Raw genomic sequence first — 25962 nt, 5'->3', positions numbered from 1 at the left:
GCGGTTTGCGTATATATTCACTAAGCATCTTTCCGGGAAGGCCTACGTTAAGCGTTCACGCTGGTGTTTTCACCTTTTTTATTTAATATGCTGATAATCAAGTGTTCACGACTGTTCACGCGTGGTCGTGCGCCGAACGTGAACACTATATATAGTTGAATATTAGCGATTTAGTGATTTTGCCATCACAATCATATTTTCCGCAAGCTTTTCATCGCGGGCGTCCATCCAGATGATCTCTTTATCCTTACGAAACCACGTAAGCTGCCTTTTGGCAAAGCGGCGGGTGTTTTGTTTTATCCGGTCGATGGCTGTATCAAGGTCTGTCTTCCCGTCAAAATAATCGAACAGTTCAGAATATCCCACCGTGTTTAATGCGTTGTATTGGCGAAATGGAGTTAACGCCGCCACTTCTTCTACCAAACCATCCTGCACCATGATGTCAACACGTTTATTGATCCTGTCGTAAAGTTCCTCGCGCGGCATGTTCAGACCAAACTTGATGGTATTAAACGGGCGGCCGTTAATAGTTTGTTTTTGATAAGATGATATGGGGTTGCCGGTAGCCTCATACACCTCTAATGCCCTTATAACACGCTGGGGGTTATTTATGTCAGCCGAAGCGTAATATGTGGGGTCGGCATTTTTCAATCGTTCCTGTAATGGAAATAGGCCGTTTGCGGCCAGTTCGGCATTTAGCCGCTCGCGTATAATAGCGTCTGCTGTCGGCAGCTCATCAAACCCTTCGGTAACTGCTTTAATGTAAAGGCCCGATCCGCCAACAAGTATCACCACGTCGTGTTGTTCAAAAAGTTTTTCGAGTAATCGGATACACTCGCGCTCAAAATCACCTACTGAAAAAGGCTGTGTTACGCTATGCGAATTAATGAAATAATGCGGGGCGGCAGCTAATTCTTCATCAGTGGGTTTTGCCGTACCTACAGACATTTCGCGAAAAAATTGTCTCGAATCGGCCGATACGATAACCGTATGGTAATGCTGTGCCAACTGTATAGCAGCAGCAGTTTTCCCGCTCGCCGTAGGCCCGGCAATTACAATAAGGGTTTTGTTTGTGAAGTCCATAGTCGAGGGTCGATAGTCCATAGATAACAAGTTAATAGGTTACCACAATAGCTATTGGCTATTGACTATCGGCTATGGTCTATGAACTGAAAATTAATAATCGTCGCGGCCCGGTTTGTCATCTTCTTCAAAGCCTTCATCATCGCCAAAGCCAAACTCATCTTCTTCTTCCACCTCGTCAGCTTTGGTTTCTTCCTCGTCATCCACTCCCGAGTCAGTTACTTCAGAAAAGTCGTCTGCATCATCATGATTGTAGGCCATCTCGTTCAAAAAGTCGAAATCTTCATCAGGGGTTTCGGCAGTTGCGGCAGCTGCCGGATTAAATACATTGCCGAATTGCTTTGGAGCCTCCCCGATTGAGCGTACAACAGCCGGATAGGTTACACCCGGCGCTTCGTCAAGTATAATTTTCATCAATTCCACATGAAAATCAAATGGCCTGTCGAAATTAAAGGTATAGTAGAATTTTTGATGCGGATCGTCGATAAAACTGCTCAGCTTTATTTTATCCATTAAAGGTATTTTGCGGTCTATCCTTTTTTGGTTTGGCATATAAGTGATCTCTTCGCCCTTCATCCATTGGTCGTTACTGATGTAGAACGAGGATGGATACTCATAGTTATAACCGGTAGACTGGTGTATAGCTTTATGAAGATCTTCGAATGTCTGGTTAGATTTTACATCGATATCCCGGGTAACGTCATCATAATCTTCAAAAGTAACCCTGAACCTGTATAGTGCCATTGTATAAGTAGTTTTTTGTCAAAAATAGTAATGTTTATATTAATTTGTGTTTGCAACAACTTTCAAGCCAATTTCTGCGCCTTTTTCAATTGTAAAATTTATCGCTGCCTCCCGTTCGTTGGGTATTTCGCCTTCCAGTATCGCCTCGCGTATTTTATTTTTTATAATACCTACCTCGCGGCCTTCGCCAATACCAAATAATTGCATAATATCCAGGCCGGTTACCGGCGGCTGCCAGTTACGTATGCTGTCGCGCTCTTCAACGTCTTTTAATTTTTGCTGAACTAATTCAAAATTATTGCGGTATTTTTTGATCTTATATTCGTTTTTTGTGGTTACGTCTGCTTTACATAATAACATCAGCGCCTCGATATCGTCGCCGGCCTCGAATAGCAGCCTGCGCACAGCCGAATCCGTAACTATAGACTGAGACAGCACTATAGGGCGTAAGTGAAGCTGCACCAGCTTTTGCACCAGCTTCATTTTTTCGTTAAGCGGCAGCTTGAGCTGTGCAAATATCTTAGGTACCATACGGGCGCCCTTATCCTCGTGGCCATGAAATGTCCATCCGTGGCCGGGTTCAAAACGTTTGGTAGGGGGTTTGGCAATATCATGCAAAATGGCCGCCCAGCGCAGCCATAGGTCGTCGGTGGTTTCGCAGATATTATCAAGCACGTGCAGGGTATGATAAAAATTGTCTTTGTGCCCTTTGCCATTTATGACTTCAACGCCGTACAAAGCAGCCATCTGCGGAAAAATAAGGTCGAGCAGGCCGGTATCGAACAGATAATTAAACCCTACTGACGGTTTTGGCGACAGGATGATCTTATTCAACTCGTCGGTGATGCGCTCCTGCGATACTATTTTGATGCGGTGAAGATTGCTTTTTATTGCCGCAATAGCTTCGTCATCAATCCTGAAATTAAGCTGCGAAGCGAATCTAATGGCGCGCATCATACGCAGCGGGTCGTCAGAAAAAGTTTCAACCGGGTTTAGCGGTGTGCGGATCAACCTGGCTTTTAGATCGGCAATACCATCAAACGGGTCTATCAGTTCGCCGAATTGCGAGGGATGAAGTGCGATGGCGAGTGCATTTAAAGTGAAATCGCGGCGTTTTTGGTCGTCTTCGAGCGTGCCATTTTCAACAATTGGTTTGCGCGAATCTGAACGGTAACTTTCTTTACGCGCACCTACAAATTCCACTTCTACATCCTGGTAACGCAGCATAGCGGTCCCAAAGTTCTTAAATACCGATACCTTAACGTTCAGCCTGGCGGCAACAGCTTCGGCAAAGGCAATGCCGTTGCCCAGTATTACAATATCAATATCTTTTGAGGGGCGGTTCAGAAAGATATCGCGCACGTAACCGCCTATTGCGTAAGCCTGTACATCTTGTTCGGCAGCAAGTTTTGAAATAACAGAAAATACCGGATGTTGCAGGTGTTTTTTCATATAAAGGCCGCAAACAGGATTGTATTGCAGCGCAAATTTAGCGATTATAAAAATTAACGGCGTATAAATTCGAAACCGCCATTTGGAGCAAGCCGCATAATGGTCGACGGTTTTTTAATCTCAGTGCTATACTGATCAATGTCAACTACATAATCAACCCCGTCAATAATTTCCTGCTCTATTTTACCAAAGTAACCTGGCGAGGGATGGCCGCTTATATTGGCTGAGGTGGATACCAGGGGCTTACGTAAACGCTGTATGAGTTGCTGGCAAAAAGGGTGGTTGGTTACCCTTATACCAACGCTGCCATCTTCGGCAATTAAAGCCGGGGATATGTTTTTAGCTCCCGGCATAACAAGTGTAAGCGGATTTTCGGCGTATTCTATCAGGTCGTATGCTATATCAGGCACCTCGCTTATATAGCTTTGCAGTTTATTATCAACGTCCAGCAAAATGATCATGCTTTTGCTTTCTTCGCGCTGTTTAAGGGCATAGATCTTTTTTACAGCATCAGTATTTGTTGCATCGCAGCCAATACCCCATATGGTATCGGTAGGGTAAAGGATTATACCGCCATCCTGTACAATTTTCAGCGCCTTGTTTACTTCGTCTTTAAGCATCATTCAAGTGCAAACTTAATGCATTTATTATTTTTATTTCATCTAACATTTCCATGCACTTTGGTAAACCGTATAATTTGCAGGTGTTACGCACACAGGGTTCGCATATCAGTTCGCCGTAACGTATAACGGTTAGCCGTTGTTTGTTATAAGGTGCAGTGTTGTTTTCGTTACCCGCTCCAAACAAAACTACGGTGGGTGCGCCTACCGCATTGGCCAGGTGCGCCGGGCCCGAATCGGTGGTTAATACTGCCCTGCTGTCCGCCATCTGTTTAACTAATCCTGCAAGATCGGTTTTGCCGGCCAGGTTTTGCAGCCTATGCGGGTGGGCTGCACCAATAAGCAGTTCATCTACAAATGCAGTCTCTTTTGGCGCGCCTATCAATACAAAAGTTATGTTCGTAAAAACTTCGGTTAGTCTGTTTATAATTGCGCGGCCTTTATATAAAGGCATCCGGCGGGATGATGCCTCTGAATTGAAGTTGACCATTACGATGTTTTTGGCAGTTGATGATTCGCCGGTACTTAATTTAACTTGCCTGTCGCCGGCGGGCCTGCCTGTATAATTTTCCAGCAGGGATAGGTATTCATCAACCCGGTGCAGGTTAGCAGGCTTTTTAAAAGAACTGGTCAGCATAAAAAAGCCGCCCTCCGCATTAAAACCAACACGTTGCCGCGCGCCGCTTGCCCAAGCCATCACAAACGACGATAGTGACTGAGGCAGATTAAAAAAGATATCATATTGCGCAGGCCGAAGCGTTCTACCAAAGCGGTACACGCCGTTTAGTCCGCTATATTCCTGTTTTGAAAAGAGATGGATATTGCTGATGCCGGGGATTAAAGAAGCGACCCCGCCCAGTTCCTTTTTGATAATAACGTCGATAAAAGCACCAGGGTAAAATTGCCTTACCGCATTGATGAAAGCGGTACTCATAACCACATCGCCAAGCCAGTTAGGTAACCTTATCAATATTTTCATATTGACAGATGTAAGATGTGAGACTTTAGATATGAGATCAGAGAAGCGCTTTTACGGATTATGCAAAATTTCATCTCAAATCTCAAATCTAACATCTCAAATCTGAATTATACAGCCACGTTATTATCCCTTAAAGCATCGTTCAACGATGTTTTTTTGTCGGTAGATTCTTTGCGCTTGCCAATGATAAGCGCACAAGGTACCTGGTACTCGCCTGCCGCGAACTTTTTGGCGTATGAGCCTGGTATCACTACCGAGCGGGCAGGGACGCGGCCCTTATATTCCACGGGCTCGGTGCCGGTTACATCAATAATTTTGGTAGATGCGGTTAAAACCACATTTGCGCCCAAAACGGCTTCACTTTCTACATGCACGCCTTCAACCACAATAGCACGAGACCCCAGGAAGCAGTTATCCTCGATAATAACAGGAGAGGCCTGAACAGGCTCTAACACGCCGCCAATACCAACGCCGCCGCTTAAGTGTACATGCTTGCCAATTTGCGCGCACGAGCCGACGGTTGCCCAGGTATCAACCATAGTGCCTTCGTCAACATAGGCGCCAATGTTGACATACGAGGGCATCATGATAACCCCTTTAGCAAGGTAAGCGCCATATCGGGCAATACCATGCGGCACAACACGTACGCCAAGCTCTTTATAATTGGTTTTAAGCTTCATTTTATCATTAAAAACAAACGGGCCTGTTTTTATCTCTTCCATGGCGCGGGTAGGGAAATATAATATAACAGCCTTTTTTATCCATTCGTTTGTATGCCAGCGACTGCCTATCAGTTCGGCAACACGCATTTCGCCTTGGTCTAAGCGCTCAATAACGGTGTTTATGGCGTTAATGTAGTCGTTTTCACTTAAAAGGGTGCGGTTATCCCAGGCATCCTCAATCATTTTTTTAAGGTCGATCATTACAGATATAAATTTTGTCAAATTAAAGCAATTTTAAGCAGATTTGTTTTATAGTAATGATTAGTTTATTGGCTGGATGGTCCATAGTGCTGCGTTAATAAGTATATATATAAAATACCATTTAACCCATGAAACCAATAAACACGTAACCTAATGAAAAAGTGTAATGGCTGAGAAGGAAAAATTAAGGATCGATAAGTATTTATGGTCTATCCGCGCGTTTAAAACCCGTACACTGGCATCTGATGCCTGCAAGGCGGGACGTGTTAAACTGGATGGTAATAATATTAAGCCATCGCACGAGGTAAAAATAGGCGAGGTATATACCATATCAAAAGGGCCAGAGAAGCGGGTATTAAAGGTAACCGGCCTATTGGAAAGCCGCACTGACGCCAAAACCGCCGTGATGTATTATGAAGACATAACCCCTGAAGAGGAGACGATGAAATTTAAATCTATGTTTCATGCCCCTGTTTTAACGCGCGACCGGGGGGCCGGCCGCCCCACCAAACGCGACCGCAGAGAAATTGACGACCTTAAAGATGATTTTTTTAAATAAGTAAAAACAATTATCTTGTAAAAGCGTTAAAACGTGGCATTGTTATGGTATTTGCATATTTTTAACGTAAAGGGGGTTTGCTTACGGTTTATGCAATAAATGCGTAATACATATGCATTATTTTAATATCAAAAAAGTCGTTAATAGCAAAACTGTTAATATACATTAGTTTATTAAATAAAATAGTCTATTTTTGCGCCCACTATTTATCGAATAACATATGAAAAAAAATATCTACCGTAATATTTTTTTATTTTCAATAGCTGCAATAGCGTTCTCTTCGTGTATAGGGCAAAAGGAAATTGTTTATTTTCAAAAAGATCTAAATCAATCTGATACTATCAATGTTGCAGATACATATGTTCCTAAAATACAGCCGGGAGATATTTTATCGATACCTGTTAACTCTTTAAATCCTGCGGCAAGTAGTTTCTTTAACCCCTACGCTCCTGCAACTTCAGCCACAGATATTACTACACCCAGTGCACAAAACGGTGCGGCGCCACTTTCTCAAACAGCTTCTAACGGATATTTAGTTGATGCAAATGGCGAGATAGAGATGCCATTAATAAGCACAATTAAAGTGGGCGGACTGACAACAGCGCAAGCCCGGGATATAATCAGGGAAAAACTTAAACAATACCTAAAGGAACCTACCGTAAATGTTAGGTTTTTAAATTATAAAATATCAGTAATGGGCGAGGTAGCACATCCTTCGGTTTATGTTATTCCGAACGAGAAGGTGACATTGCCCGAGGCACTAACCATGGCGGGCGACCTTACCATTTATGGCAAGCGTGATAATATACTTATTGTTAGGGATAACGGCGGAAAAAAAGAATTTGGCAGGGTTAATCTCACCACAAGAGAAGTATTTACATCTCCATATTATTATTTACACTCAGGCGATTTAATTTATGTAGAACAGGGTAAAGGTAAAGCTGCGCAGAGCGATCAGGCTTATCGAATCGTACCTATAATTCTCAGTGCTTTAACAGTTATTGGTCTGCTTATTTACAGGTTTAAATAACTACACCAATTACAACCCGATTTTAACTTATGAATGCAAATACGGATACTAATTTTGATAATGATAATATAGGTGAGCTTAACCTTAGAGAAATTATTTTCAAGTACCTTCATTACTCTAAATTAATTCTATTTTCCCTGGTGTTTTTCCTGGTGCTTGGATACGTATACATCAAGTTTCAGACCCCTCAATATCAAATAGAAACAGATTTATTAATAAAGGATAAAAGTTCTAACGGGCCACAAGATGATATTTTAAAAGGGTTGGATCTGTTTTCGTCAGACAAGATAATTGATAATGAGGTACAGATACTCAAATCAGCTACCTTAATGGAGAAAGTAGTTAGGGCTTTGAAATTAGATGTATCTTATTTTGAAAGCGAAGGGGTAAGGAAAAGTTCATTATATTCAAATAGCCTTCCTTTTCAGGCTCAGCTGATAAATCCTAACGAGCTATCTTATAAAGACGGGTATCCGGTTGTGCTAAATGAAAACGGTTTCGAGACTGGTGGAAAAACGTATCCTTATAACAAGCCAGTTCAGTGCGAGTTCGGTCAGATTATCATTACTTCAAAAGGAATAAGCCCCGAATTTTTACACAAAAAGATATATATAGTATTCCAAAAAATTGATGCGGTTGTTCAACGCTATCGCAATCAGTTGTCAATAAATCCGGTAAGTAAAGAAGGTACGGTATTAATTATAACGCTGCAGGACGCTGTACCAAAAAGGGGGAAAGACATTCTTAACCGCCTGATTTTTGAGTATAACAATGCGGCAATTCAGGATAAAAATAAGGTTACCTCGAGTACTTTAAATTTTATTACAGATCGTTTAAGAAATCTCTCTCAGGAACTGGGAACGGCAGAAAAAAATGTTGAGAATTACAAATCTCAAAACCGGATTACAGATATAAGCGCGCAATCGCAGGTGTTTATACAAAGCACGCAGCAAAACGATGCAGAACTTAGTAAAGTTAATATACAGTTAAGTGTTCTGAATAATCTACAGAATTATATAAACAGCTCAAAAGATCTTTCGGGTGTATTGCCATCAATGCTGGGTATTGAAGACCCTACTTTACTTGGTTTAGTTTCACAGTTGAGCGAATCGCAATTAAAGAAACAGAGCCTGTTGCAAACCATTCCTGAAACTAACCCTATTGTTACCTCGCTAAACGATCAAATACGATCTATCAAAGCTGGTATCGACCAGTCTGTGAAAAACCTTAAGGCGGGCCTGCTTATTACAAAACAACAGCTTCAGGAAAAAAACTCAAAATTCGAATCGGTTATTACACAGGTGCCGGGTAAAGAAAGAGGCTTGATTGATGTAATGCGTCAACAGGAAATAAAAAACAATTTATTTACTTTTCTGCTTCAGAAACGTGAGGAGCAAGAAATGGCCCTGGCCTCTACCATGGCTGATAGCCGCACCATCGATGAAGCGCGCAGCAGTCAGGCCCCGGTAAAGCCGGTGAAACCTTTAATCATGCTCATATTTTTCTTTTTGGGTTTGATTGTACCCGCGGGTTACATTTACCTTAAAGAGGTATTGAACAACAAGGTTAGCAAAAAGGCGGATATCGAAAAGATGACCAGAGTACCCGTTGTGGCCGAAATTGGCCACAGCGAGCAATCAACCCCGCTTATAGTTGTTGATAAGCCCCGTTCAATGGTGGCTGAGCAAATACGTGCGCTTCGTACAAACTTACAATTCATAAGTTCGGGCGTAGATCACAAAGTGCTGTTATTTACTTCAAGCATCAGTGGCGAGGGTAAGTCGTTTATTTCGTTAAACCTTGGTGCCAGTTTGGCAATGTCGGGTAAACGGGTTGTTATTCTTGAACTCGATCTTCGTAAGCCAAAGCTAAACGCCGTATTGGAAATTGATAATTCTAAAGGCCTTTCAAATTACCTGATCAGCACTTTTTCATATAAAGAAATTATTTCGAATATCCCGGGCCAGGAAAACTATTACATTATCACCAGCGGGCCCATCCCGCCAAACCCTGCCGAGCTGTTAACAAATGGCCGCATTCAAACACTTATTGAAGAGCTGAAGGCCGATTTTGATTATGTAATAATTGATGCGCCGCCTGTAGGCTTGGTAACAGATGCGCAAATTTTAGGCGAATATGCAAACGCCACCATGTTTATCATCCGTCATAACTATACGTTTAAGAGCCAGATCGGAATGATAGATCAGTTAAGCAAAACCGGCAAACTGCCACAGATAAATATCATTTTTAACTCCATAGATTATACCTCATCTGGTTATGGCTACGGTTACGGGTATGGCTACAGCTACGGCGGCGGTTATTACCAGGAGGACAAGCCTTCAAAAAAAAGTAAACTTAAGAACTTCTTTAGGTAACAATACAACTATAATTTTGGGCGGTAACAAGATAATTAATTCTCAAATTCTCATACAACATAACAATCACATCAACTATGTCATCTAATACACCTCAAATGGCTGCAACACTTAAAAATCTTGAGGAGGCTAAAATTGCCATCATTGGGTTAGGCTATGTGGGTTTGCCATTAGCAGCAGAATTCGCAAGGAAATATCCTGTAATAGGGTTTGATATTAACACCAAAAGGATTAATGAGTTAATGGCCGGCCATGATCGTACCCTTGAGATAGACGATGATAAACTAAAATCGGTTATCAACACCGATGGTAATATGTCAGCGGGTACTACAGGTTTATTTTGCACAAATGACCTTGCATATCTGCAAGACTGTAATGTTTACATTGTTACGGTGCCAACACCAACTGATAAACATAACCACCCCGACCTTACCCCACTATATAAGGCCAGCGAAACAGTTGGTAAAGTGCTTAAACCAAATGATGTGGTTATTTATGAATCAACTGTTTACCCTGGCGTAACAGAAGATGAATGCGTACCTGTTTTAGAAAGAGTATCGGGCCTTGTATTTAATACCGACTTTTTTGCAGGTTACTCGCCAGAGAGAATAAACCCTGGCGATAAAGAGCACACAGTAACCAAAATTTTGAAGGTAACGTCAGGTTCAACCCCTGAAGTTGCAGACTACGTTGATGACCTGTACCGCAGCATTATTGTAGCGGGAACACATAAGGCATCGTGCATTAAAGTTGCCGAAGCATCTAAAGTTATTGAGAATTCACAACGGGATATAAACATTGCGTTTGTTAACGAGCTTTCGAAAATATTTAGCCGTTTAGGTATAGATACCAACGATGTATTGGAAGCCGCCGGAACCAAGTGGAACTTCCTGAAATTTAAACCCGGTTTGGTAGGTGGGCATTGCATTGGGGTTGATCCTTACTATCTGGCACAAAAAGCGCAGGAGTTAGGCTATCACCCTGAGATTATTCTGGCTGGCCGCAGGCTTAATGATAGCATGGGCGCTTACGTGGCTGAAGAGGTTGTTAAACGTATGGTGAAGAAAGAGGTGCCTGTTATACAATCTAAATGTCTTGTTTTAGGATTTACTTTTAAAGAAAATTGCCCGGATGTACGAAACACCCGCGTTATAGATATAATTAAAGAATTAAAATCATACCATGTTGTACCGGTTGTTTACGACCCGTGGGCGAGCCCCGCAGAGGTTATGCACGAATATGGTTTGGAAATCGTGAATGAATTGCCTGAGGGCAAGTTTGAGGCGATAATTTTAGCCGTTGCACATGATGAGTTTGCCAAACTCGAGATAAACTCGCTGAAAGCAAACCCGGGCGTTGTTTTTGATGTGAAGTGCATTTTGCCGCAGGAATTGATTGACGGCCGCCTTTAATTGTCGGTTTAGCGATACTGATTAAGATACCCATCCATATGTACACACAGCCATATCATCAAGATAATTTAAGCGAATCATCATTTTTAATAACGGGAGGGGCTGGTTTTATCGGCTCCAACCTGGTAGAATACCTTTTAAAATACGGCGCAAAGAAAGTACGTGTATTAGATAACTTTTCTACTGGTTTAAGAGAAAACCTGGAGCCTTTCCTGTCAAATCCGGCTTTCGAGCTAATGGAAGGCGATATCAGGGAGTTTGCTGATTGCCAGAAAGCGTTAGCTGGTATACAATATGTCTCACATCAGGCGGCGTTAGGTTCGGTTCCCCGTTCAATAAACGACCCGATAACCACCAATAACGTAAACATCACCGGTTTTTTGAATATGCTTACAGCCGCGCGTGATGCCGGAGTTAAGCGGATGGTGTACGCCGCAAGTTCAAGCACGTATGGCGATCACCCGGGTTTGCCTAAAGTAGAAGACCAGATTGGTAACCCGTTATCGCCTTACGCGGTAACAAAATATGTTAACGAGTTATACGCTGCCGTATATTCAAAGGTTTATGATTTTCATGCCGTAGGATTGAGGTACTTTAACGTTTTTGGGCCGAGGCAAAATCCTAAAGGCGCATACGCGGCTGTTATACCATTGTTTATAGACGCTGCTTTAAAAGGCGAAGGGCCGGTAATTAACGGCGATGGCGAAACCAGCCGCGACTTTACGTTTGTAGAAAATGCGGTGCAAGCCAATATAAAAGCATTAACACAACCCGGCATTGAAAAGCACGAAGTGATAAATATAGCTTTTGGGCAAAAGATAACCCTAAATGAGTTATGGGCCGAAATAAGCAAGATTGCAGATCTGGATATTGAACCGACTTATAAACCCGAGCGTAAGGGTGATGTAAAGCATAGCCTGGCTAACATTAGCAAGGCGGGCCATTTAATAGGATACAAGCCTTTGTTTTCCGTTTTTGAGGGATTGAACATAGCTTATAACTGGTATAAAAGCAACAAACAGTAACTATTAGCAAGGCTGGTACTAACATTGATAAAACCATGAAATATATTAAAGTAAGAAAATCCACCCTGCGTGGAAAAGTTACTGTTAGCGGTGCAAAGAACAGTGCACTTAAATTGTTAAGTGCAAGTATATTGTCTGCTAAAGACATCTTCTTGCCTAATTTCCCCGTGGGGCTGCTTGATGTTGATGTCCACCTGGAAATGCTTAAGCACTTAGGGAAAGAAATAGTTATATCCGGCAGTAATGTTACTATAAAGGAGCTTAAAGCTGTTGACGAATTAAAATGGGAAGAGCGATCTATCCGTAACACCTTGTTAATGCTGGGTTGCTTGCTTACGCGCCACGGAAAAGGTCGTGTACCTTTGCCGGGCGGCTGTAAATTAGGAGAAAGAAAATACGATATTCACGTAATGATATTTGAAAGCCTTGGCGCACGTGTATGGGAAGAGGAAAACTACCTGTGCGTAGCGTCTGAAGGCCGTTTAAAAGGTACTGATATCAATTTGCCTATGCGCTCTACAGGCGCGACCGAGAACGCGATACTTTGCGGCACTTTGGCAGAAGGCACCACTACTATCTGGAATCCCCATATCAGACCGGAAATAATTGATCTTATTGATATGCTTTCAAAAATGGGGGCGGATATCACCGTACACGGGCAGCAAAAAATTGTGGTAAATGGTGTGGCCGAGTTAAAAGGCTGCGAACACCAGGTGATTCCGGATAATATGGAAGCGCTTACCTGGTTGGTTGCTTCTGTAGTTACCAACGGCGATTTGGAAATAATGAATTTTCCGTTTGAGCACCTGGAAGTTCCCCTGATATTCTTGCGCGAAAGCGGTGCGAAATTTTTTACCGGTCAAAATTCGTTGATTGTAAGGGGCGGGACCCCTTATCCTATAGAGATCAGCACAGGCCCATATCCCGGCATAAACTCGGATATGCAGCCTTTATTCGCGGTATTTGGTGCCATGTCTCAGGGAGTGTCAAAAATTATAGATCTAAGGTTCCCCGGCCGTTACGGTTATGCCGAAGAACTGCATAAAATGGGAATGAGCTATGAAGAGAACGGCGACATATTATTAATTAACGGAGGTAACAAATTAACGGGTGCCGAAGTACGGGCTGTTGACTTAAGGGCAGGTATTGCATTGTTAATTGCCGGCTTAACGGCGGAGGGCGACACCCAAATTAGCGATGCGTGGCAAATAACCCGTGGTTATGAAAACATTATTGAAAAGGTAACCAACCTGGGAGGAATTATAGAAGAAGTAAATTAACTGATTATAATGGTAACGCTTAAAGCTACAATAGCACATATAAAAAGTGATATTTATAATCATGGCGGCGTAACCTTCAAAAAGAAAGTAAACGTTTACCTGTTTAACGCGTCGTTCAGATTGCTCCTTAATTATCGCATAGGGCGATATTTACGCCAAAGACGCAACTTTATCAGCAACTTTATCTTACAGCGGTACGAGTATCGCCAGGTAACAAAAAGAAACTGTTACATCTCTTTCCGCGCCTCAATAGGTTCTAATTTTAGGTTTGCGCATCCAATAGGTGTTATCATAGGCGAGAATGTAGTGATAGGCGATAATGTGCGTATCTGGCAAAATGTAACATTAGGCAGCCACGGTAAAAAAGAACAGGCTTTGATATACCCGCAAATAGGCAACAATGTTAAGATTTTTGCGGGCGCCAAGTTATTTGGGGGCATTACAATAGGCGACGGCGCCGCAATAGGAGCTAATGCGGTTGTAAATACGGATGTACCGGCCAACAAAACAGCAGTGGGTATACCTGCTAAAGTATTAGGTTCATGAAAGCTTCTTTTTTAAAAGAATTATATAGCGTTTTTGTAAGCAGGGTGGCAGTTATAGCTGCCGGTATAGGCGGCGCGGTAGTTACCGCGCGATATCTCGGCCCCGAAGGTAATGGTGTAATTGCCGCTTTAATGGTTTACCCTTCGCTTTTCATGACGGTTGGTTCATTAGGTATAAGGCAGGCTGCCGCTTACTTTGTTGGTCAGCAAAAATACGAGCTACAAGATATATATGGCGCGGTGCTGGCAATATGGTTGGTAACCAGCGTTTTTTGCGTAGCAAGCTCCTACTTGCTTATCAAGTTTTTTACTAAAGGTATTTATTCAGAAACACTTATCCTCCTGGCCGTTATCGCTATCCCTTTTTCACTTTACAGCACTTATAGCTCGGGTATATTTTTGGGTAAGCAGGATATAAAAGAGTTCAATAAAATTAACTGGATACCGGCCGTACTCAATTTTGCATTTACTTTTATATTGGTTGCCATTGTTCCGTTAGGTGTTGCCGGATCTATGTTGGGTACGTTCATAGGGGCCGCAATTCTGCCATTTTTTATCGCCAATAAAATAAGGAAGGTAGCCGTAATAAAACCCGTATTTAACGGAGTAATAATTAAGGGCATGTTAAGCCTTGGCATTGTGTACGCTATCTCGCTGCTGGTGACGGCCTTAAACTACAAGGTTGATATTATCCTGCTTAATAAATACTCAACCATCTCCGAACTTGGGATTTATTCAAAGAGCGTGAATATAGTTCAGTATTTATGGGAAGTGCCGACCCTGGTAAGTACTATCGTTTTTTCGAGGAGCGTTGGTGCTAAAGATCCCCAGGAAATATCGCGTAAAGTATGCCGTCTCCTAAGATTTTCGAGTGTAATTATAATTTTTGCCTCCATATTAATGTTCCTGTTATCACCACTAATTATAAAGGTGCTGTTTGGGGCCAAATTTGCTGGCAGCGTCAGCGTTTTAAACATACTGTTACCGGGTGTGCTACTGTTAACCGTTTTTAAAGTGCTTAATATGGATATTGCGGGTAAGGGAAAGCCCTGGCTCTCTATGAAGGCCATGGTGCCTGCAGTGATCATAAATATTATACTCAATATTTTATGGGTGCCGGGCCATGGCGCCAACGGATCTGCTGCAGCTTCATTAGTTAGTTACACCTTCGCATCATTGATGTTTTTATATGTTTACTCAAAAGAGGTTAAAATGCCTATAAAAGATATCCTTAAATTTACAAGTGAAGACAAAGAGTTTGCACGCTCTTATATATTGAAATTTACCGGCAAAACTGTTAAGCATGATAGTTAAAGAAAACTTTGATCTTACACCATATAATTCTTATAGAATAGCGGCAACTTGTGCAAAAGCCTATTTTCCGGAAACGGATGAAGATCTGTACAGCTTGTTTTCGGAAACCAACATCGAAAAAAAGATTGTTATTGGCGGTGGGTATAACATCATATTATCAAAACCCCACTATCAGGAATCTTTTGTTATATTCTCTGATAATTTATCTAAAGCAGTTGTTAACGATGTTACACTTACCCTGCAGGCAGGTATAAGCATGCTGGCGATAAGTCAACTGGCTTATGAGCATGGTCTTTCGGGTATGGAGGTTTTTTATGACATTCCGGGGTCGTTAGGTGGTGCTATTGTTATGAATGCTGGTTCGGGAACAGACGAGATCAAGAACGTGCTTGTAAAAGTGAAATACTTTGACCCAATTAGCCTCACTTTTCATGAAATGTACAACAGCGAGATTGGCTTTAGTTACCGCGACAGCTTCTTTCAAAGAAATCCACACCTGCTGATAACTGAGGCCACGCTCGAATTATTTAGAAAAGATAAGGAATCCATTAAACAAAAAATGGAACAAACCAAAGCGACGAGGCATTCAAAGCAACCCAAAGAATACCCCAATGCCGGCAGCGTTTTTAAACGCCCCAAGGGTAAGTTTGTTGGGCCGATGATAGAGGAACTGGGCTTAAAGGGTTACAGTGTTGGGGGTGCCCAGGTTTCTGAAAAGCATGCCGGCTTTATTGTTAATTACAATAAGGCAACAGGCGCTGATATATTAAATTTAATTAAGGACATTCAGGATAAGGTTTACGCTGCCTATGATGTAATGCTGGAAGTTGAACAACGGATAATTTAACATCGCATAAAAATATTAAGATGAAGATTTGCTATGTTATTACCTGTATGAGGATGAACACCGGGTTGGGGGGGCATTATCATAGCCTTAAGGCAACCGCTCAGGCTATAAGTGAAGACGCAGACGTGTTGATTGTAATTATTGGTGACAACCCATGCCCAACTATTGAAAAATCGGGTATCCCATATGAGCGGGTGTCTTCAACCTTTAATATCATTGCTGGTATAAAGGGCCTTGTTAAAATATTAAAGAAATATAAGCCCGCTGTTATCCATAGCTTCGACGCAAAAGCCGATTTTTTTGCCCGGTCGGCAAGTAGTTGGCTTAAGATTCCTAAAATAAACACAAAATGCGGCGGCGCTTCACCGAATAAATTTTACCCATATCAAAAAAACCTTATTATCTACAGTAACGAGGACCTTAATTATTTTTCAAAAAACGAAAAGTTTAAAAACAGCAACATTTTTTTAATTCCAAACAGGGTTTATAAAATAAAAGACGATAACGATCGTATAGAAAAGCTGAGGCCTTTAGTAACAAGTAAAACCACCTTATTGCGCATATCAAGAATAGGCAGTTACTATAAAAAAAGCTTATTGCAAGCAATTAACCTTATTGGTTGGTTAGTTAAACAAAATGTTGATATACAGCTTATTATTTTAGGCAAGGTAGAAGACGACAACATTTTAAATGAACTGAAGGAACATGCGGCGGGTTTACCGGTTAAGTTTGTAACCGAGCCCGAATTTACATCAGATGCCAGCCAATTGCTTAATATTGCAGATGGTATAATTGGAACTGGCAGAGGTGTGATGGAAGCGGCATCAAAAGGGAAAATGTTGTTTACTCCCTTGAAGGATTCAGATTACCCGGTGCTTATTACAGAGAATAATTTTGATGACCTTGTATATTATAATTTTTCTGAAAGGAACAGGATAGAGGGATATGATCAGAATGAGAATTTGCTGGCGATAAAGAATATCTTACAAAGCGACGACCTGCGTAAAAGTAACATCGAGTTTGTAAACAAAACCTATACAGACAAATTTAGTATCGAAACAAAAAAGGATACTTATTTAAAAATATACCAATCTGCTGAATTCTATAAAGACCCGGTTATGGATTATCTTAGGCATATGGCTATATTATTCAGATTCTTTTTAAAATAAAAGCATGATAAAGCTTAAGAAATATAAACTACTGGATTTTATGATTATGATGCTCATAGTCCTGTATTTAACAGAGCTTTTTCGGTTCGCCCTTTTTCTGCACATCTCCCTTGATATTTTTGCAGTACTGGCTGTAGCTTTGTTATCAGTGTATGCCATACTGCATTATCATATACTCGCGAGGCTTATTAAAACCAAGAAGGTTTTTCTTTATGCGCTGCTGATATTCGTATTCATGCTGATAACTATACCGATATATTTTTCACTCGGCTTTTTATCGCTTGCCAAGGTTGTAAGGCCATTAGGCAACTCGCTGCTATATCTTTTACTATTTTTTGCGGCGTATATCATAGGGCTCAAATACGATTTTAAGCACCTTAACAGGTTTATTATATATCCTTCTGTTATCATCATTATAGCCGGGTTAGTTTATAACTATATTAACCCCAATCTTTTTTACAAACTGCGGCTGCTTTTGAACGATGCCGATGGCGACGCCGATTCCGATTCGCTTTCAAAAATAGAAAGGGCAGCCGGTTTTTATTTAAAGTCTACTTACGCCGCGTTCAGTATGGTGCCGGTGTTTTTTTTCCTTTTTGTGTCGAAGCAAAATAAAAAGATACTCACCGTACTTTTAATCACCGTTATCATAGTTGGTTTAGTTTTCCTTACCGGCTCGCGTTCGGTGTTGCTTTTTTTAGTTCCGGCTTCGTTTTTCATATCAAAGCTGGTATATAAAACCTTATCCAAAAAATATCGTCTTGCTAAAAATGCATCCGCCGAACTGGTTGTAATAGGTATGCCATTAATCATGATAACAGCTTTCGCGTCGTTATTTTATATTTCCATATACCTTTCTGACCAAGGTTATAAGGTTTTAGGCAACAGGGTGGTTAGTTTAACCTCGGCAGATGATTTATCGTCTGATAATAGCGTCAACGAAAGGCTTGAAGCGCAAAAATTGTATCTCGGGAAAATAGTGGAAAGCCCTTTATTTGGATACGGGCCGTTGTATACCACCGATCTTAAAAAGAGCGGCCAGTTTACCTCAAATAGTCACAATTCCTATATAGAATATACATTTAGATACGGCATTGTATATATATTGATCTTTTTGGCTTTCAACAGGTTATTATGGAAAAGTTTTGAAAGAAAGCTTTTAAGTAATTATTACAATTTTGATTATCTCGGTTTTTTTGTTGTTTACCTGTTAGTGTGCAGCTTGTTTAATAACACGATGATGGAGAATAAAACTATTGTAATAATGCTGGGCATCGGCATTGCGATGGGTAAACGTATTGCTAACGGATTACCACCTGAGGAGGTAAGAGCAATTATAAATGTAAAATAAATTATATGCATCCACGTCTAAAAAACTTAGTTGCCAAATACTTATACTACACTAAAGGTGGTGTAAGCAGAGCACGTTATTTAGGGGCCAAAGTGGGCAGTAATTGCCGCATATCAAACATTAATTTAGGGACCGAGCCATTTTTAATAAGTATTGGCAACAATGTTACTATAACAGAGGGCGTTATACTTTTAACCCACGATGGCAGCACTTGGCTTATCAGGGATAATAAAGGGCGCCGGTATAAGTATGCCCGGGTAACTATTGGTAATAACGTATTTATTGGTGTTGGGGCAATTATAATGCCGGGGGTAAATATTCAGGATAACGTTGTAATTGGCGCCGGGGCCGTGGTTACTAAATCGGTACCTGCAAATGTTATTGTTGCCGGTAATCCGGCTAAAATTATCGGAGATTTTAATAAGTACAAAGAGACCGCTCTGAATAGTTTTCTCTCTGATGCTGATTTAGACCGCGGAGTAGAGTTTAAAACCCGTATAGAAGCGCTTGAGGATTATTTTGAAATGAAAGAATATTTGGCTCGTAGCTAAGCTGGTTTAATAAGCAATTAGCTATAACACTTAAACATATTGGTATGAAAATGATATATAAGGGAGTCTTGGTGTTTTTAAGCCTATTTTTATGGATATGTTTAATGCCGGCGTCAGCTCTTGATCTGGCAAAAGATGGGAGATCATCTTATAGTATTTATATACCCGCAAACGCCAGCCCTACAGTAAATAATGCTGCAAATGAGTTCGCAAAATATTTTTTTAAAATAAGCGGCGCTAATTTACCTGTAACCACAAAATTTTCGGGCAATAACCAAATTGTAGTAGGTGATAATGTAATTACCGGTAAATATTTCCCGCAGTTTAATGCGGCAAGTTTACAGGGCGACGGCACTTACTTAAAATCATCCAAGAGCCTGCTGTTTATTAATGGCGGTAACGAGAGAGGGGTTTTAAATGCGGTATATAGTTTTTTTGAAACCTATTTAAATTGCCGTTATTATGCACATGATCTTATTGTAATACCAAAACAAGCCAATGTGAGTATTGGAGTTGTAAACCTCTCGGAGGTGCCCGTTATTTCATACAGGTCATGCAATTATGGCGAAGCGTTACAGGCTGATTACATTGCCTGGAACAAAATAAGCAATTTGCCAAATGAGCATAGGCAGAAAAGATATAAATGGGGATTGTGGGCGCATACCTTTACCATACTTGTGCCACCAAAAAAATATTTCAAGGTTCATCCTGAATATTACGGCCTTATCAATAACAAGCGCAACAAAAATCAGCTTTGTTTATCAAGAGACGGGGTTGTTGATGTTATTGTTGATACCTTACGGGTGATGATGGCAAAAAATCCGGATGCAAAGTACTGGAGCGTAAGCGCTATGGATGGCAACCCCGATAATTGCAATTGCGAATTATGCACAAGTTATCGCGCGCAAAATCATAATCAGAGCGATTTGCTCGTAAATTTTATAAATAAGATAGCGGCGAAATTTCCAAACAAGGTAATATCAACACTGGCTTACCAAAAAACCAGGACACCACCAATATCGGTTATCCCTGCAAAAAATGTTAATATACATTTCTGTGCTTCAAATGACGATAAACTGAAACCCATTACCAGCAACCCCGAGCTAATGGGTGATCTGAACGGTTGGCTTAAATTTACCAACAACATTATCTTTCGCGATTATATGATATATTATAAGTGCGATTGCCCGTTTCCAAACTTCCCGGTATTGAAGCCAAATTTGCAAGCTATCGCGGCAAAAAATATTGATATGGTTTACCTTGAGGCCGATGCAAAAATGGGGCTTGAGTTGGAGGAGTTAAGATCGTACCTGCTGGCAAAACTTATGTGGAACCCGTCGGCAGATGCTGAAGCAATTACCGACGAGTTTTTAAAGGCCTATTATCATAACGGTGCCCCTTTTGTAAAACAGTATTTAAATACATTGGCCACTTACGCTAAAACTGGTAACAGGCCCCTGCAAAACAGCGCGCGTATTTTAACCTATTCGCGGGTTGATGATCAGGCTGCATATCTTAACCCGTTAAAAACAGGGATATATTCGGATATTTTAAGAAAGGGCATTGCTGCGGCAAGCGGCGATACCGCGGCACAGGCAAGAATTAACAGAGTACTAAACACAATTAATAACGTTACAATAAAACCCCCTTCAAGGCCAAGTAGAAAGGCTTTATTAGACGACTAACAATTACAGTCGTTAAAACACTCAGCAATAGTACTTGCTAATATAAGTATGCTATTGGTTTTTTTGAAAAATGAGAATAGTACACATTATACCCTCTATAGAAGGAGGCGGGGCCGAAAACCAGCTTAGGTTATTAGCGAACACCATGGCAGGTCAAGGTGGTGATGTTTGGGTAATTTACCTGCACGCTAACCCCAATGCACACCATTTATTGAATTCGAATGTAAATTCAATTTGCCTTAATGTAACCAATAATTATTCGCCCGGAATATTCTGGGCTTTATACAACCATTTAAAAAGGCTGTCGCCAGATATTGTGCAGACCTGGATAACGCAGGTTGATATTATCGTAGGGTTGTTATCAACGGTGCTTAAATTTAAATGGATAATACGCGAGCCAAGTGATAAGCTTAGCAGGAAACAAAACACCAAATTAAAGTTAAGAAAAAAGATCGCTGTATGGCGGGGGGCAGTAATTGTGGGAAACTCTGAAAGAGGCCTGCGATATTGGGAAGAAACCGGGCTTCAGTTACAATTGATCCGAAACGGATACGAAATTGATTTTTTTAAAGGGGATGAAAGTGCTGAAAGAAAGTACCATAAGCATGAAATAGTTTGCGTGGGGCGCCTGGAAGTTTCGAAGAACCTTACCCAGTTGATGGACGTATTTGAAAGCTTACCTCCGGACATTAAAGAAGGCCTTCATTTAACCATAATTGGCAAGGGTCCGTTAGCTGAAGCTTTGCAGCAAAAAGCGGTACTTTGCAATTATAAAATAAGCTTCACCGGTTTCATTAACGATAAGTACGAATTGCTTAAATATTACAAAAAGAGCAATGTTTACTGCAGTTTTAGTACTAACGAGGGAATGCCTAACACGCTTATAGAGGCAGGTCTGTCAGGGTTATTGATAATTGCATCTGATATACCTGCACATATTGAATTACTGCCGCCGGATTACCCTTTTTTGCTGCCACTTGCTGATAATACACAAATGGCGCAAGCAATAACAAAAGCCCTATCGCTTAGTGATGCCGAGCGCTTTAATTACGTTAAAGAAATACAGGACTGTTTTGCAGCATACGCTATAACCGAGGTATCCGCAAAGTACACAACACTTTACAATTCGGTAGTTTATGGTAATAAATAAATAACTTAATGAACATATTACTAAACCTTATTCCCGTAACATTTGGAGGCGGCTTACAAGTGGCAGCCAACTTTATCGATACCGTGATAGATCATAACGGGTACGGCCATAACTGGTGGATAATGGTAGCCAAGGGCGACGAACTATCTAACATTTTACGCAGGCGTAATTATAAAAATACTATAGAGGTTGATAATTCGCCCTTAAAGCGAATGTGGTTCGAAAAATTTAAGATCGGCGACATCATCCGAAAAAATAAAATAGACATAATGTACAGCTATGGTCCAGGCATACCGCAAGATACCATCCCAACAGTTGTACGCAGTGCATACTCTAACCTCTACTATCCCGAAATTGATTTTTGGGGCAACTGGCCGCTTAAAAAACGCATTATTGCTAAAGTAAAAGATAGGTATAGGTTGGCCACCACACTAAAGGCAGATGCGCTGATCTTTGAAAATAAAGGAATGCGGTCAAGAGCTATAAAGAACTTCGGGTACAACAGTAACAACACCTTTTTTATAAAACCCTCGGTAAGTCAGTTCAACAGCGGAGAGATCGATAAAAAAAATATCCCCGAAAAGTTCCAAGGTATCCCGGCAGACAATTTTAACATTGTGATGTTAACCGCCTGGCATAAAAATAAAAATATTGACCTTGTACCGTACATCCTGAAAGAATTGAAGGATGAAGGAGTTACAGATGTAAACTACCTGATAAGCGTTGATGCCGATCATCCGTACTCTCATACGTTAATGGCAAAAGCAAGGGAGTTTGGAGTTGAAACGAACATTTACCTTTTGGGCCGTGTAAAGGTTGATGAGGTAAAATATCTTTACGCGGTTTCCTCCGCCTCCATGCTGTTAAGCAAACTGGAGTGTTTTAGCTCAAACATCATTGAGGCCTGGACATATAAAAAACCGTTGTTGTTAGCTGATGAAGAATGGGCGCGAAGCATTTGCGAAGACGCCGTGATATATGTTGACCGGGACGATGCACAGCAAATAGCGGATAAGATCAGGCAGCTAAAAACAGATAAGGAAACTTATAAAACCATTGTTGACAACGGCCTTACCCAGATAAAAACCTATAACACGCCGGAGCAAAAAGTTATAAAACAAATTAAGTTTTTAGAATTTGTATATCGTAACTTTGCCCGGCATGGTAAAAAGTGGTACCGGGATCAAAGTATTTCAAATAATTTGAGCGATAATTAATGAAAAACTTCTTAGTGTGTACGTTTGAATTTTTTGCATCGTGGATATTCATTTTACCTCGTCATAAAATTTTCAACATTTTTAAAAGCAACTTTTTAAGGCTGTGCGGTTCTAAAATAGGCAATTCTATAACCTATTATCCGGGCATAAAAATAAGCCCGGGTTCAAAACTTATTTTAGGCGATCATGTTGACCTTGCCTGGGGTGTATTAATAACAACTGGGGGCGGTGTTCAAATTGGTGCGCGCACATTAGTAGGCTATAACACACAAATTTTTTCGTCTAACCACACTGTACCAAAAAACAGGGGGCAAATATTTTCTGCAGGGCATACCAAAAAACAGGTAACTATAGCCAATGATGTTTGGATAGGCGCAGGTTGCATAATACTGCCCGGTGTAAATATTGGTGAAGGTGCTGTTGTTGCAGCCGGCAGTGTTGTTACTAAAGATGTATCCCCGTTTGTTTATGTAGGCGGCGTACCCGCAAAAATTATAAAAGAAAGAGACTAAATGAAACAAATAACACAAGATCTAAAAGATGGCAATACAGTTTTAGAAGAAGTACCCGCACCGGTTGTTAAAGGCGGGCAGGTGCTCATCAAAACTTCAAGAACGTTGGTGTCATTAGGTACCGAGCGCATGCTGGTTGAATTTGGTAAAGCTAATCTGTTACAAAAAGCCATGCAACAGCCTGAACGTGTAAAAATGGTTTACGATAAGGTTAAAACTGATGGCTTAAAACCAACCATAGATGCTGTGTTTAATAAACTTGGCCAGCCACTGCCATTAGGTTATTGTAACGTAGGCAAAGTGGTAGCAGTTGGCCGCGGTGTTACCGAATTTAAGCCGGGTGACCGGGTAGCATCAAACGGCCCACATGCCGAGTATGTATCTGTACCGCAAAACTTAGTTGCCCACGTGCCCGATAATGTAAGCGATGAAGAAGCTGCGTTTACCGTGATAGGAGCTATTGGGCTGCAAGGCATAAGGCTTATAAACCCTACCTTTGGCGAAACCGTGGTAGTGGTGGGGTTGGGCTTAATAGGTTTATTAACCGCACAGCTCCTTGTAGCTAACGGCTGCAAGGTAATAGGCTTTGATTTTGACCGCCAGAAAGTAAGTTTAGCTGCCGAAGCAGGCATTATGGCTTACAACCCGGCGGAAGGTATTGATCAGGTTAAACTGGTTGAAAACATTACCAATAGCGTAGGTGCAGATGCGGTTATCATCACCGCTTCAAATAAAAGTAATGATATAATAGCCCAGGCGGCCCACATGTCGCGCAAGCGCGGCCGCATCGTACTGGTTGGCGTAATTGGTTTAGATATTAATCGTGCCGATTTTTACGAGAAGGAATTGTCGTTCCAGGTATCTTGTTCATACGGGCCGGGCCGTTACGATGATAATTATGAACAAAAAGGCAATGATTATCCGCTGCCGTTTGTAAGGTGGACTGAAAAGCGAAACTTTGAGGCGGTATTGCAGGCATTATGCACCGGCGCCTTGAAAGTTAAACCGCTGATAACCGAGCGCGTTTCTATTGAAGATTACCAGCAAATTTATGGCAACATATCGGCCGCTGGCTCTATAGCCTCTATTTTAGAATATGCGGATAATGATGGCCCTTTAAACAGGGTTGTACAGTTAAATAATAATACGTTTAGCGGGCAAACCGGGGTAATAGCGGTAATTGGTGCGGGTAATTTTACAAGCGCCATGATACTGCCGTCATTAAGGAAAGCCAGCGCCTCGATAAAATATATTGCCAGCTCAGGCGGATTGACGGGCACAACGCTTGCAAAAAAATACAATATAGCCAATTCCACAACTGATTATAAAACCGTGCTTGATGATAAGGACGTAGACCTGGTTTTAATTACGACAAGGCATAATCTGCATGCACAAATGGTTGTTGAAGCATTGGAAGCAGGTAAGCACGTATTTGTAGAAAAACCCCTTGCATTAAATACCGATGAGTTAAAAAATATTTTACAGGCGTACACCGCAAACCCCAAAACCATAACCGTTGGTTTTAACAGGCGTTTTGCACCGCTGGCTGTAAAAATGAAACAACTGCTGGGGTCGGCTAACACGCCGGTAAATATCATCGCTACCATGAACGCGGGTTTTATTCCTCAAAACTCATGGGTGCATGACATGCAGGTAGGCGGCGGCCGTATTATTGGAGAGGCATGCCACTTTATAGACCTGTGTACCTATTTAACCGGCTCAATGGTTAAAGAAGTGTGTATGAATGCTATGGGGGTAAACGCTGATGAACAAACAGATAATGCATCTATCATTTTAAGATATGAGAATGGCAGTAATGCGGTTATTAACTATTTTGCTAACGGCAGCAAAGCGTATGCAAAAGAGCGTTTAGAAGTTTACTCCCAGGAACGTACCCTGGTTATGGATAATTGGCGCAAGTTACACGGTTACGGCTTTAAAGGTTTCTCATCCTTATCATCCGGACAGGATAAGGGCCACGCAAAACAATTCGAATTATTAGTAAATGGTGTAAAACATGGCGGCGAAGCAATTATTCCTATAAACGAAATAATTAACACTACGCTTGCCAGCTTTGCCGCTATTGAGAGTTTAAAAACAAACAGTTGGGTAACTTTAAACGCCGACCTATAATTATAT

Annotated in this window: 23 protein-coding genes; 17 read left to right on the top strand and 6 right to left on the bottom strand. The window is 41.2% G+C overall.

Translation table 11 applies throughout. The features are described from left to right. Positions 1-162 precede the first annotated feature (162 nt). The 6 genes from miaA to GWR56_RS01470 all read right to left on the bottom strand — a co-directional run bounded on the left by miaA (position 163) and on the right by GWR56_RS01470 (position 5801). Positions 163-1104: a tRNA (adenosine(37)-N6)-dimethylallyltransferase MiaA gene (gene miaA, locus GWR56_RS01495; protein ID WP_238395283.1), complete on the bottom strand. Its 942-nt coding sequence runs from the start codon at positions 1102-1104 to the stop codon at positions 163-165. Between the two features lie 72 nt (positions 1105-1176). Beyond that, on the bottom strand, positions 1177-1827 hold the full coding sequence (locus tag GWR56_RS01490) for a plasmid pRiA4b ORF-3 family protein (protein ID WP_162429427.1): 651 nt from the start codon (positions 1825-1827) through the stop codon (positions 1177-1179). A gap of 39 nt (positions 1828-1866) precedes the next feature. Then, positions 1867-3279, bottom strand: a complete 1413-nt coding sequence (locus GWR56_RS01485) for a CCA tRNA nucleotidyltransferase (RefSeq protein ID WP_162429426.1) — start codon at positions 3277-3279, stop codon at positions 1867-1869. 53 nt (positions 3280-3332) lie between these two features. Then, positions 3333-3899: an L-threonylcarbamoyladenylate synthase gene (locus GWR56_RS01480; RefSeq protein WP_162433069.1), complete on the bottom strand. Its 567-nt coding sequence runs from the start codon at positions 3897-3899 to the stop codon at positions 3333-3335. Beyond that, positions 3892-4878, bottom strand: a complete 987-nt coding sequence (locus GWR56_RS01475) for a glycosyltransferase family 9 protein (protein ID WP_162429425.1) — start codon at positions 4876-4878, stop codon at positions 3892-3894. Before GWR56_RS01475 ends, GWR56_RS01480 begins: the two co-directional genes overlap by 8 nt. 107 nt (positions 4879-4985) lie before the next feature. Next, positions 4986-5801: a 2,3,4,5-tetrahydropyridine-2,6-dicarboxylate N-succinyltransferase gene (locus tag GWR56_RS01470; protein WP_202925361.1), complete on the bottom strand. Its 816-nt coding sequence runs from the start codon at positions 5799-5801 to the stop codon at positions 4986-4988. Between the two features lie 166 nt (positions 5802-5967). Here GWR56_RS01470 and GWR56_RS01465 point away from each other — a divergent pair, with 166 nt between their 5' ends. From GWR56_RS01465 to GWR56_RS01385, 17 genes are all read left to right on the top strand, one after another. Further along, positions 5968-6360 (top strand): RNA-binding S4 domain-containing protein, encoded by a 393-nt coding sequence (locus tag GWR56_RS01465; RefSeq protein ID WP_162429424.1) that lies wholly within the window; start codon positions 5968-5970, stop codon positions 6358-6360. Between the two features lie 220 nt (positions 6361-6580). Then, on the top strand, positions 6581-7390 hold the full coding sequence (locus tag GWR56_RS01460; protein WP_162429423.1) for a polysaccharide biosynthesis/export family protein: 810 nt from the start codon (positions 6581-6583) through the stop codon (positions 7388-7390). 29 nt (positions 7391-7419) lie between these two features. After that, a complete protein-coding gene (locus GWR56_RS01455) occupies positions 7420-9765 on the top strand; it encodes a tyrosine-protein kinase family protein (RefSeq protein ID WP_162429422.1) in 2346 nt (781 codons plus the stop codon). Positions 9766-9842: 77 nt separating this feature from the next. Beyond that, positions 9843-11177: a nucleotide sugar dehydrogenase gene (locus tag GWR56_RS01450; RefSeq protein ID WP_238395282.1), complete on the top strand. Its 1335-nt coding sequence runs from the start codon at positions 9843-9845 to the stop codon at positions 11175-11177. Between the two features lie 38 nt (positions 11178-11215). Beyond that, positions 11216-12202, top strand: a complete 987-nt coding sequence (locus tag GWR56_RS01445) for an SDR family oxidoreductase (RefSeq protein ID WP_162429421.1) — start codon at positions 11216-11218, stop codon at positions 12200-12202. 35 nt (positions 12203-12237) lie between these two features. After that, positions 12238-13482, top strand: a complete 1245-nt coding sequence (locus GWR56_RS01440; protein WP_162429420.1) for a UDP-N-acetylglucosamine 1-carboxyvinyltransferase — start codon at positions 12238-12240, stop codon at positions 13480-13482. 9 nt (positions 13483-13491) lie between these two features. Beyond that, a complete protein-coding gene (locus GWR56_RS20750; RefSeq protein WP_162429419.1) occupies positions 13492-14028 on the top strand; it encodes a serine O-acetyltransferase in 537 nt (178 codons plus the stop codon). Then, positions 14025-15341, top strand: coding sequence for an oligosaccharide flippase family protein (locus GWR56_RS01430; protein ID WP_162429418.1), 1317 nt, complete (start codon positions 14025-14027; stop codon positions 15339-15341). Before GWR56_RS20750 ends, GWR56_RS01430 begins: the two co-directional genes overlap by 4 nt. Beyond that, positions 15331-16188, top strand: coding sequence for a UDP-N-acetylmuramate dehydrogenase (murB, locus tag GWR56_RS01425; RefSeq protein WP_162429417.1), 858 nt, complete (start codon positions 15331-15333; stop codon positions 16186-16188). Before GWR56_RS01430 ends, murB begins: the two co-directional genes overlap by 11 nt. Before the next feature lie 47 nt (positions 16189-16235). Beyond that, entirely contained in the window at positions 16236-17357 is a 1122-nt protein-coding gene (locus GWR56_RS01420) for a glycosyltransferase family 4 protein (protein WP_162429416.1), read from the top strand. 4 nt (positions 17358-17361) lie between these two features. Beyond that, positions 17362-18708, top strand: coding sequence for an O-antigen ligase (locus tag GWR56_RS01415; protein ID WP_162429415.1), 1347 nt, complete (start codon positions 17362-17364; stop codon positions 18706-18708). A gap of 5 nt (positions 18709-18713) precedes the next feature. Continuing rightward, positions 18714-19259, top strand: a complete 546-nt coding sequence (locus GWR56_RS20745; protein WP_162429414.1) for an acyltransferase — start codon at positions 18714-18716, stop codon at positions 19257-19259. Positions 19260-19303: 44 nt separating this feature from the next. Then, on the top strand, positions 19304-20944 hold the full coding sequence (locus tag GWR56_RS01405) for a DUF4838 domain-containing protein (RefSeq protein ID WP_162429413.1): 1641 nt from the start codon (positions 19304-19306) through the stop codon (positions 20942-20944). A 70-nt stretch (positions 20945-21014) separates the two neighbouring features. Beyond that, a complete protein-coding gene (locus tag GWR56_RS01400; protein WP_162429412.1) occupies positions 21015-22094 on the top strand; it encodes a glycosyltransferase in 1080 nt (359 codons plus the stop codon). A gap of 8 nt (positions 22095-22102) precedes the next feature. Further along, positions 22103-23311 carry a glycosyltransferase family 4 protein gene (locus tag GWR56_RS01395; RefSeq protein ID WP_162429411.1) on the top strand — a complete coding sequence of 403 codons (1209 nt, stop codon included), beginning with the start codon at positions 22103-22105 and terminating at the stop codon, positions 23309-23311. Continuing rightward, the gene (locus tag GWR56_RS20740; protein ID WP_162429410.1) at positions 23311-23823 is read left to right on the top strand and encodes a DapH/DapD/GlmU-related protein; all 513 of its coding nucleotides are present in this window, start codon (positions 23311-23313) and stop codon (positions 23821-23823) included. Before GWR56_RS01395 ends, GWR56_RS20740 begins: the two co-directional genes overlap by 1 nt. Beyond that, entirely contained in the window at positions 23824-25956 is a 2133-nt protein-coding gene (locus GWR56_RS01385) for a bi-domain-containing oxidoreductase (RefSeq protein WP_162429409.1), read from the top strand. Positions 25957-25962: the final 6 nt, after the last annotated feature.

Origin of the sequence: Mucilaginibacter sp. 14171R-50 (assembly GCF_010093045.1) — a bacterium.
Taxonomy (GTDB): domain Bacteria; phylum Bacteroidota; class Bacteroidia; order Sphingobacteriales; family Sphingobacteriaceae; genus Mucilaginibacter.
This window is presented reverse-complemented; position numbering and strand designations above follow the sequence as displayed.

Excerpts from the sequence above, each read along its gene's own strand:
- GWR56_RS01485 (WP_162429426.1), bottom strand. The coding sequence starts at position 3,279 with ATGAAAAAACACCTGCAACATCCGGTATTTTCTGTTATTTCAAAACTT.
- GWR56_RS20750 (WP_162429419.1), top strand. The coding sequence starts at position 13,492 with ATGGTAACGCTTAAAGCTACAATAGCACATATAAAAAGTGATATTTAT.
- GWR56_RS01480 (WP_162433069.1), bottom strand. The coding sequence starts at position 3,899 with ATGCTTAAAGACGAAGTAAACAAGGCGCTGAAAATTGTACAGGATGGC.
- GWR56_RS01465 (WP_162429424.1), top strand. The coding sequence starts at position 5,968 with ATGGCTGAGAAGGAAAAATTAAGGATCGATAAGTATTTATGGTCTATC.
- GWR56_RS01405 (WP_162429413.1), top strand. The coding sequence starts at position 19,304 with ATGAAAATGATATATAAGGGAGTCTTGGTGTTTTTAAGCCTATTTTTA.
- GWR56_RS01460 (WP_162429423.1), top strand. The coding sequence starts at position 6,581 with ATGAAAAAAAATATCTACCGTAATATTTTTTTATTTTCAATAGCTGCA.
- GWR56_RS20745 (WP_162429414.1), top strand. The coding sequence starts at position 18,714 with ATGCATCCACGTCTAAAAAACTTAGTTGCCAAATACTTATACTACACT.
- GWR56_RS01445 (WP_162429421.1), top strand. The coding sequence starts at position 11,216 with ATGTACACACAGCCATATCATCAAGATAATTTAAGCGAATCATCATTT.
- GWR56_RS01415 (WP_162429415.1), top strand. The coding sequence starts at position 17,362 with ATGATAAAGCTTAAGAAATATAAACTACTGGATTTTATGATTATGATG.
- GWR56_RS01430 (WP_162429418.1), top strand. The coding sequence starts at position 14,025 with ATGAAAGCTTCTTTTTTAAAAGAATTATATAGCGTTTTTGTAAGCAGG.
- GWR56_RS20740 (WP_162429410.1), top strand. The coding sequence starts at position 23,311 with ATGAAAAACTTCTTAGTGTGTACGTTTGAATTTTTTGCATCGTGGATA.
- GWR56_RS01395 (WP_162429411.1), top strand. The coding sequence starts at position 22,103 with ATGAACATATTACTAAACCTTATTCCCGTAACATTTGGAGGCGGCTTA.
- GWR56_RS01440 (WP_162429420.1), top strand. The coding sequence starts at position 12,238 with ATGAAATATATTAAAGTAAGAAAATCCACCCTGCGTGGAAAAGTTACT.
- GWR56_RS01455 (WP_162429422.1), top strand. The coding sequence starts at position 7,420 with ATGAATGCAAATACGGATACTAATTTTGATAATGATAATATAGGTGAG.
- GWR56_RS01420 (WP_162429416.1), top strand. The coding sequence starts at position 16,236 with ATGAGGATGAACACCGGGTTGGGGGGGCATTATCATAGCCTTAAGGCA.
- GWR56_RS01490 (WP_162429427.1), bottom strand. The coding sequence starts at position 1,827 with ATGGCACTATACAGGTTCAGGGTTACTTTTGAAGATTATGATGACGTT.
- murB (WP_162429417.1), top strand. The coding sequence starts at position 15,331 with ATGATAGTTAAAGAAAACTTTGATCTTACACCATATAATTCTTATAGA.
- GWR56_RS01385 (WP_162429409.1), top strand. The coding sequence starts at position 23,824 with ATGAAACAAATAACACAAGATCTAAAAGATGGCAATACAGTTTTAGAA.
- GWR56_RS01450 (WP_238395282.1), top strand. The coding sequence starts at position 9,843 with ATGTCATCTAATACACCTCAAATGGCTGCAACACTTAAAAATCTTGAG.
- GWR56_RS01475 (WP_162429425.1), bottom strand. The coding sequence starts at position 4,878 with ATGAAAATATTGATAAGGTTACCTAACTGGCTTGGCGATGTGGTTATG.
- miaA (WP_238395283.1), bottom strand. The coding sequence starts at position 1,104 with ATGGACTATCGACCCTCGACTATGGACTTCACAAACAAAACCCTTATT.
- GWR56_RS01470 (WP_202925361.1), bottom strand. The coding sequence starts at position 5,801 with ATGATCGACCTTAAAAAAATGATTGAGGATGCCTGGGATAACCGCACC.
- GWR56_RS01400 (WP_162429412.1), top strand. The coding sequence starts at position 21,015 with ATGAGAATAGTACACATTATACCCTCTATAGAAGGAGGCGGGGCCGAA.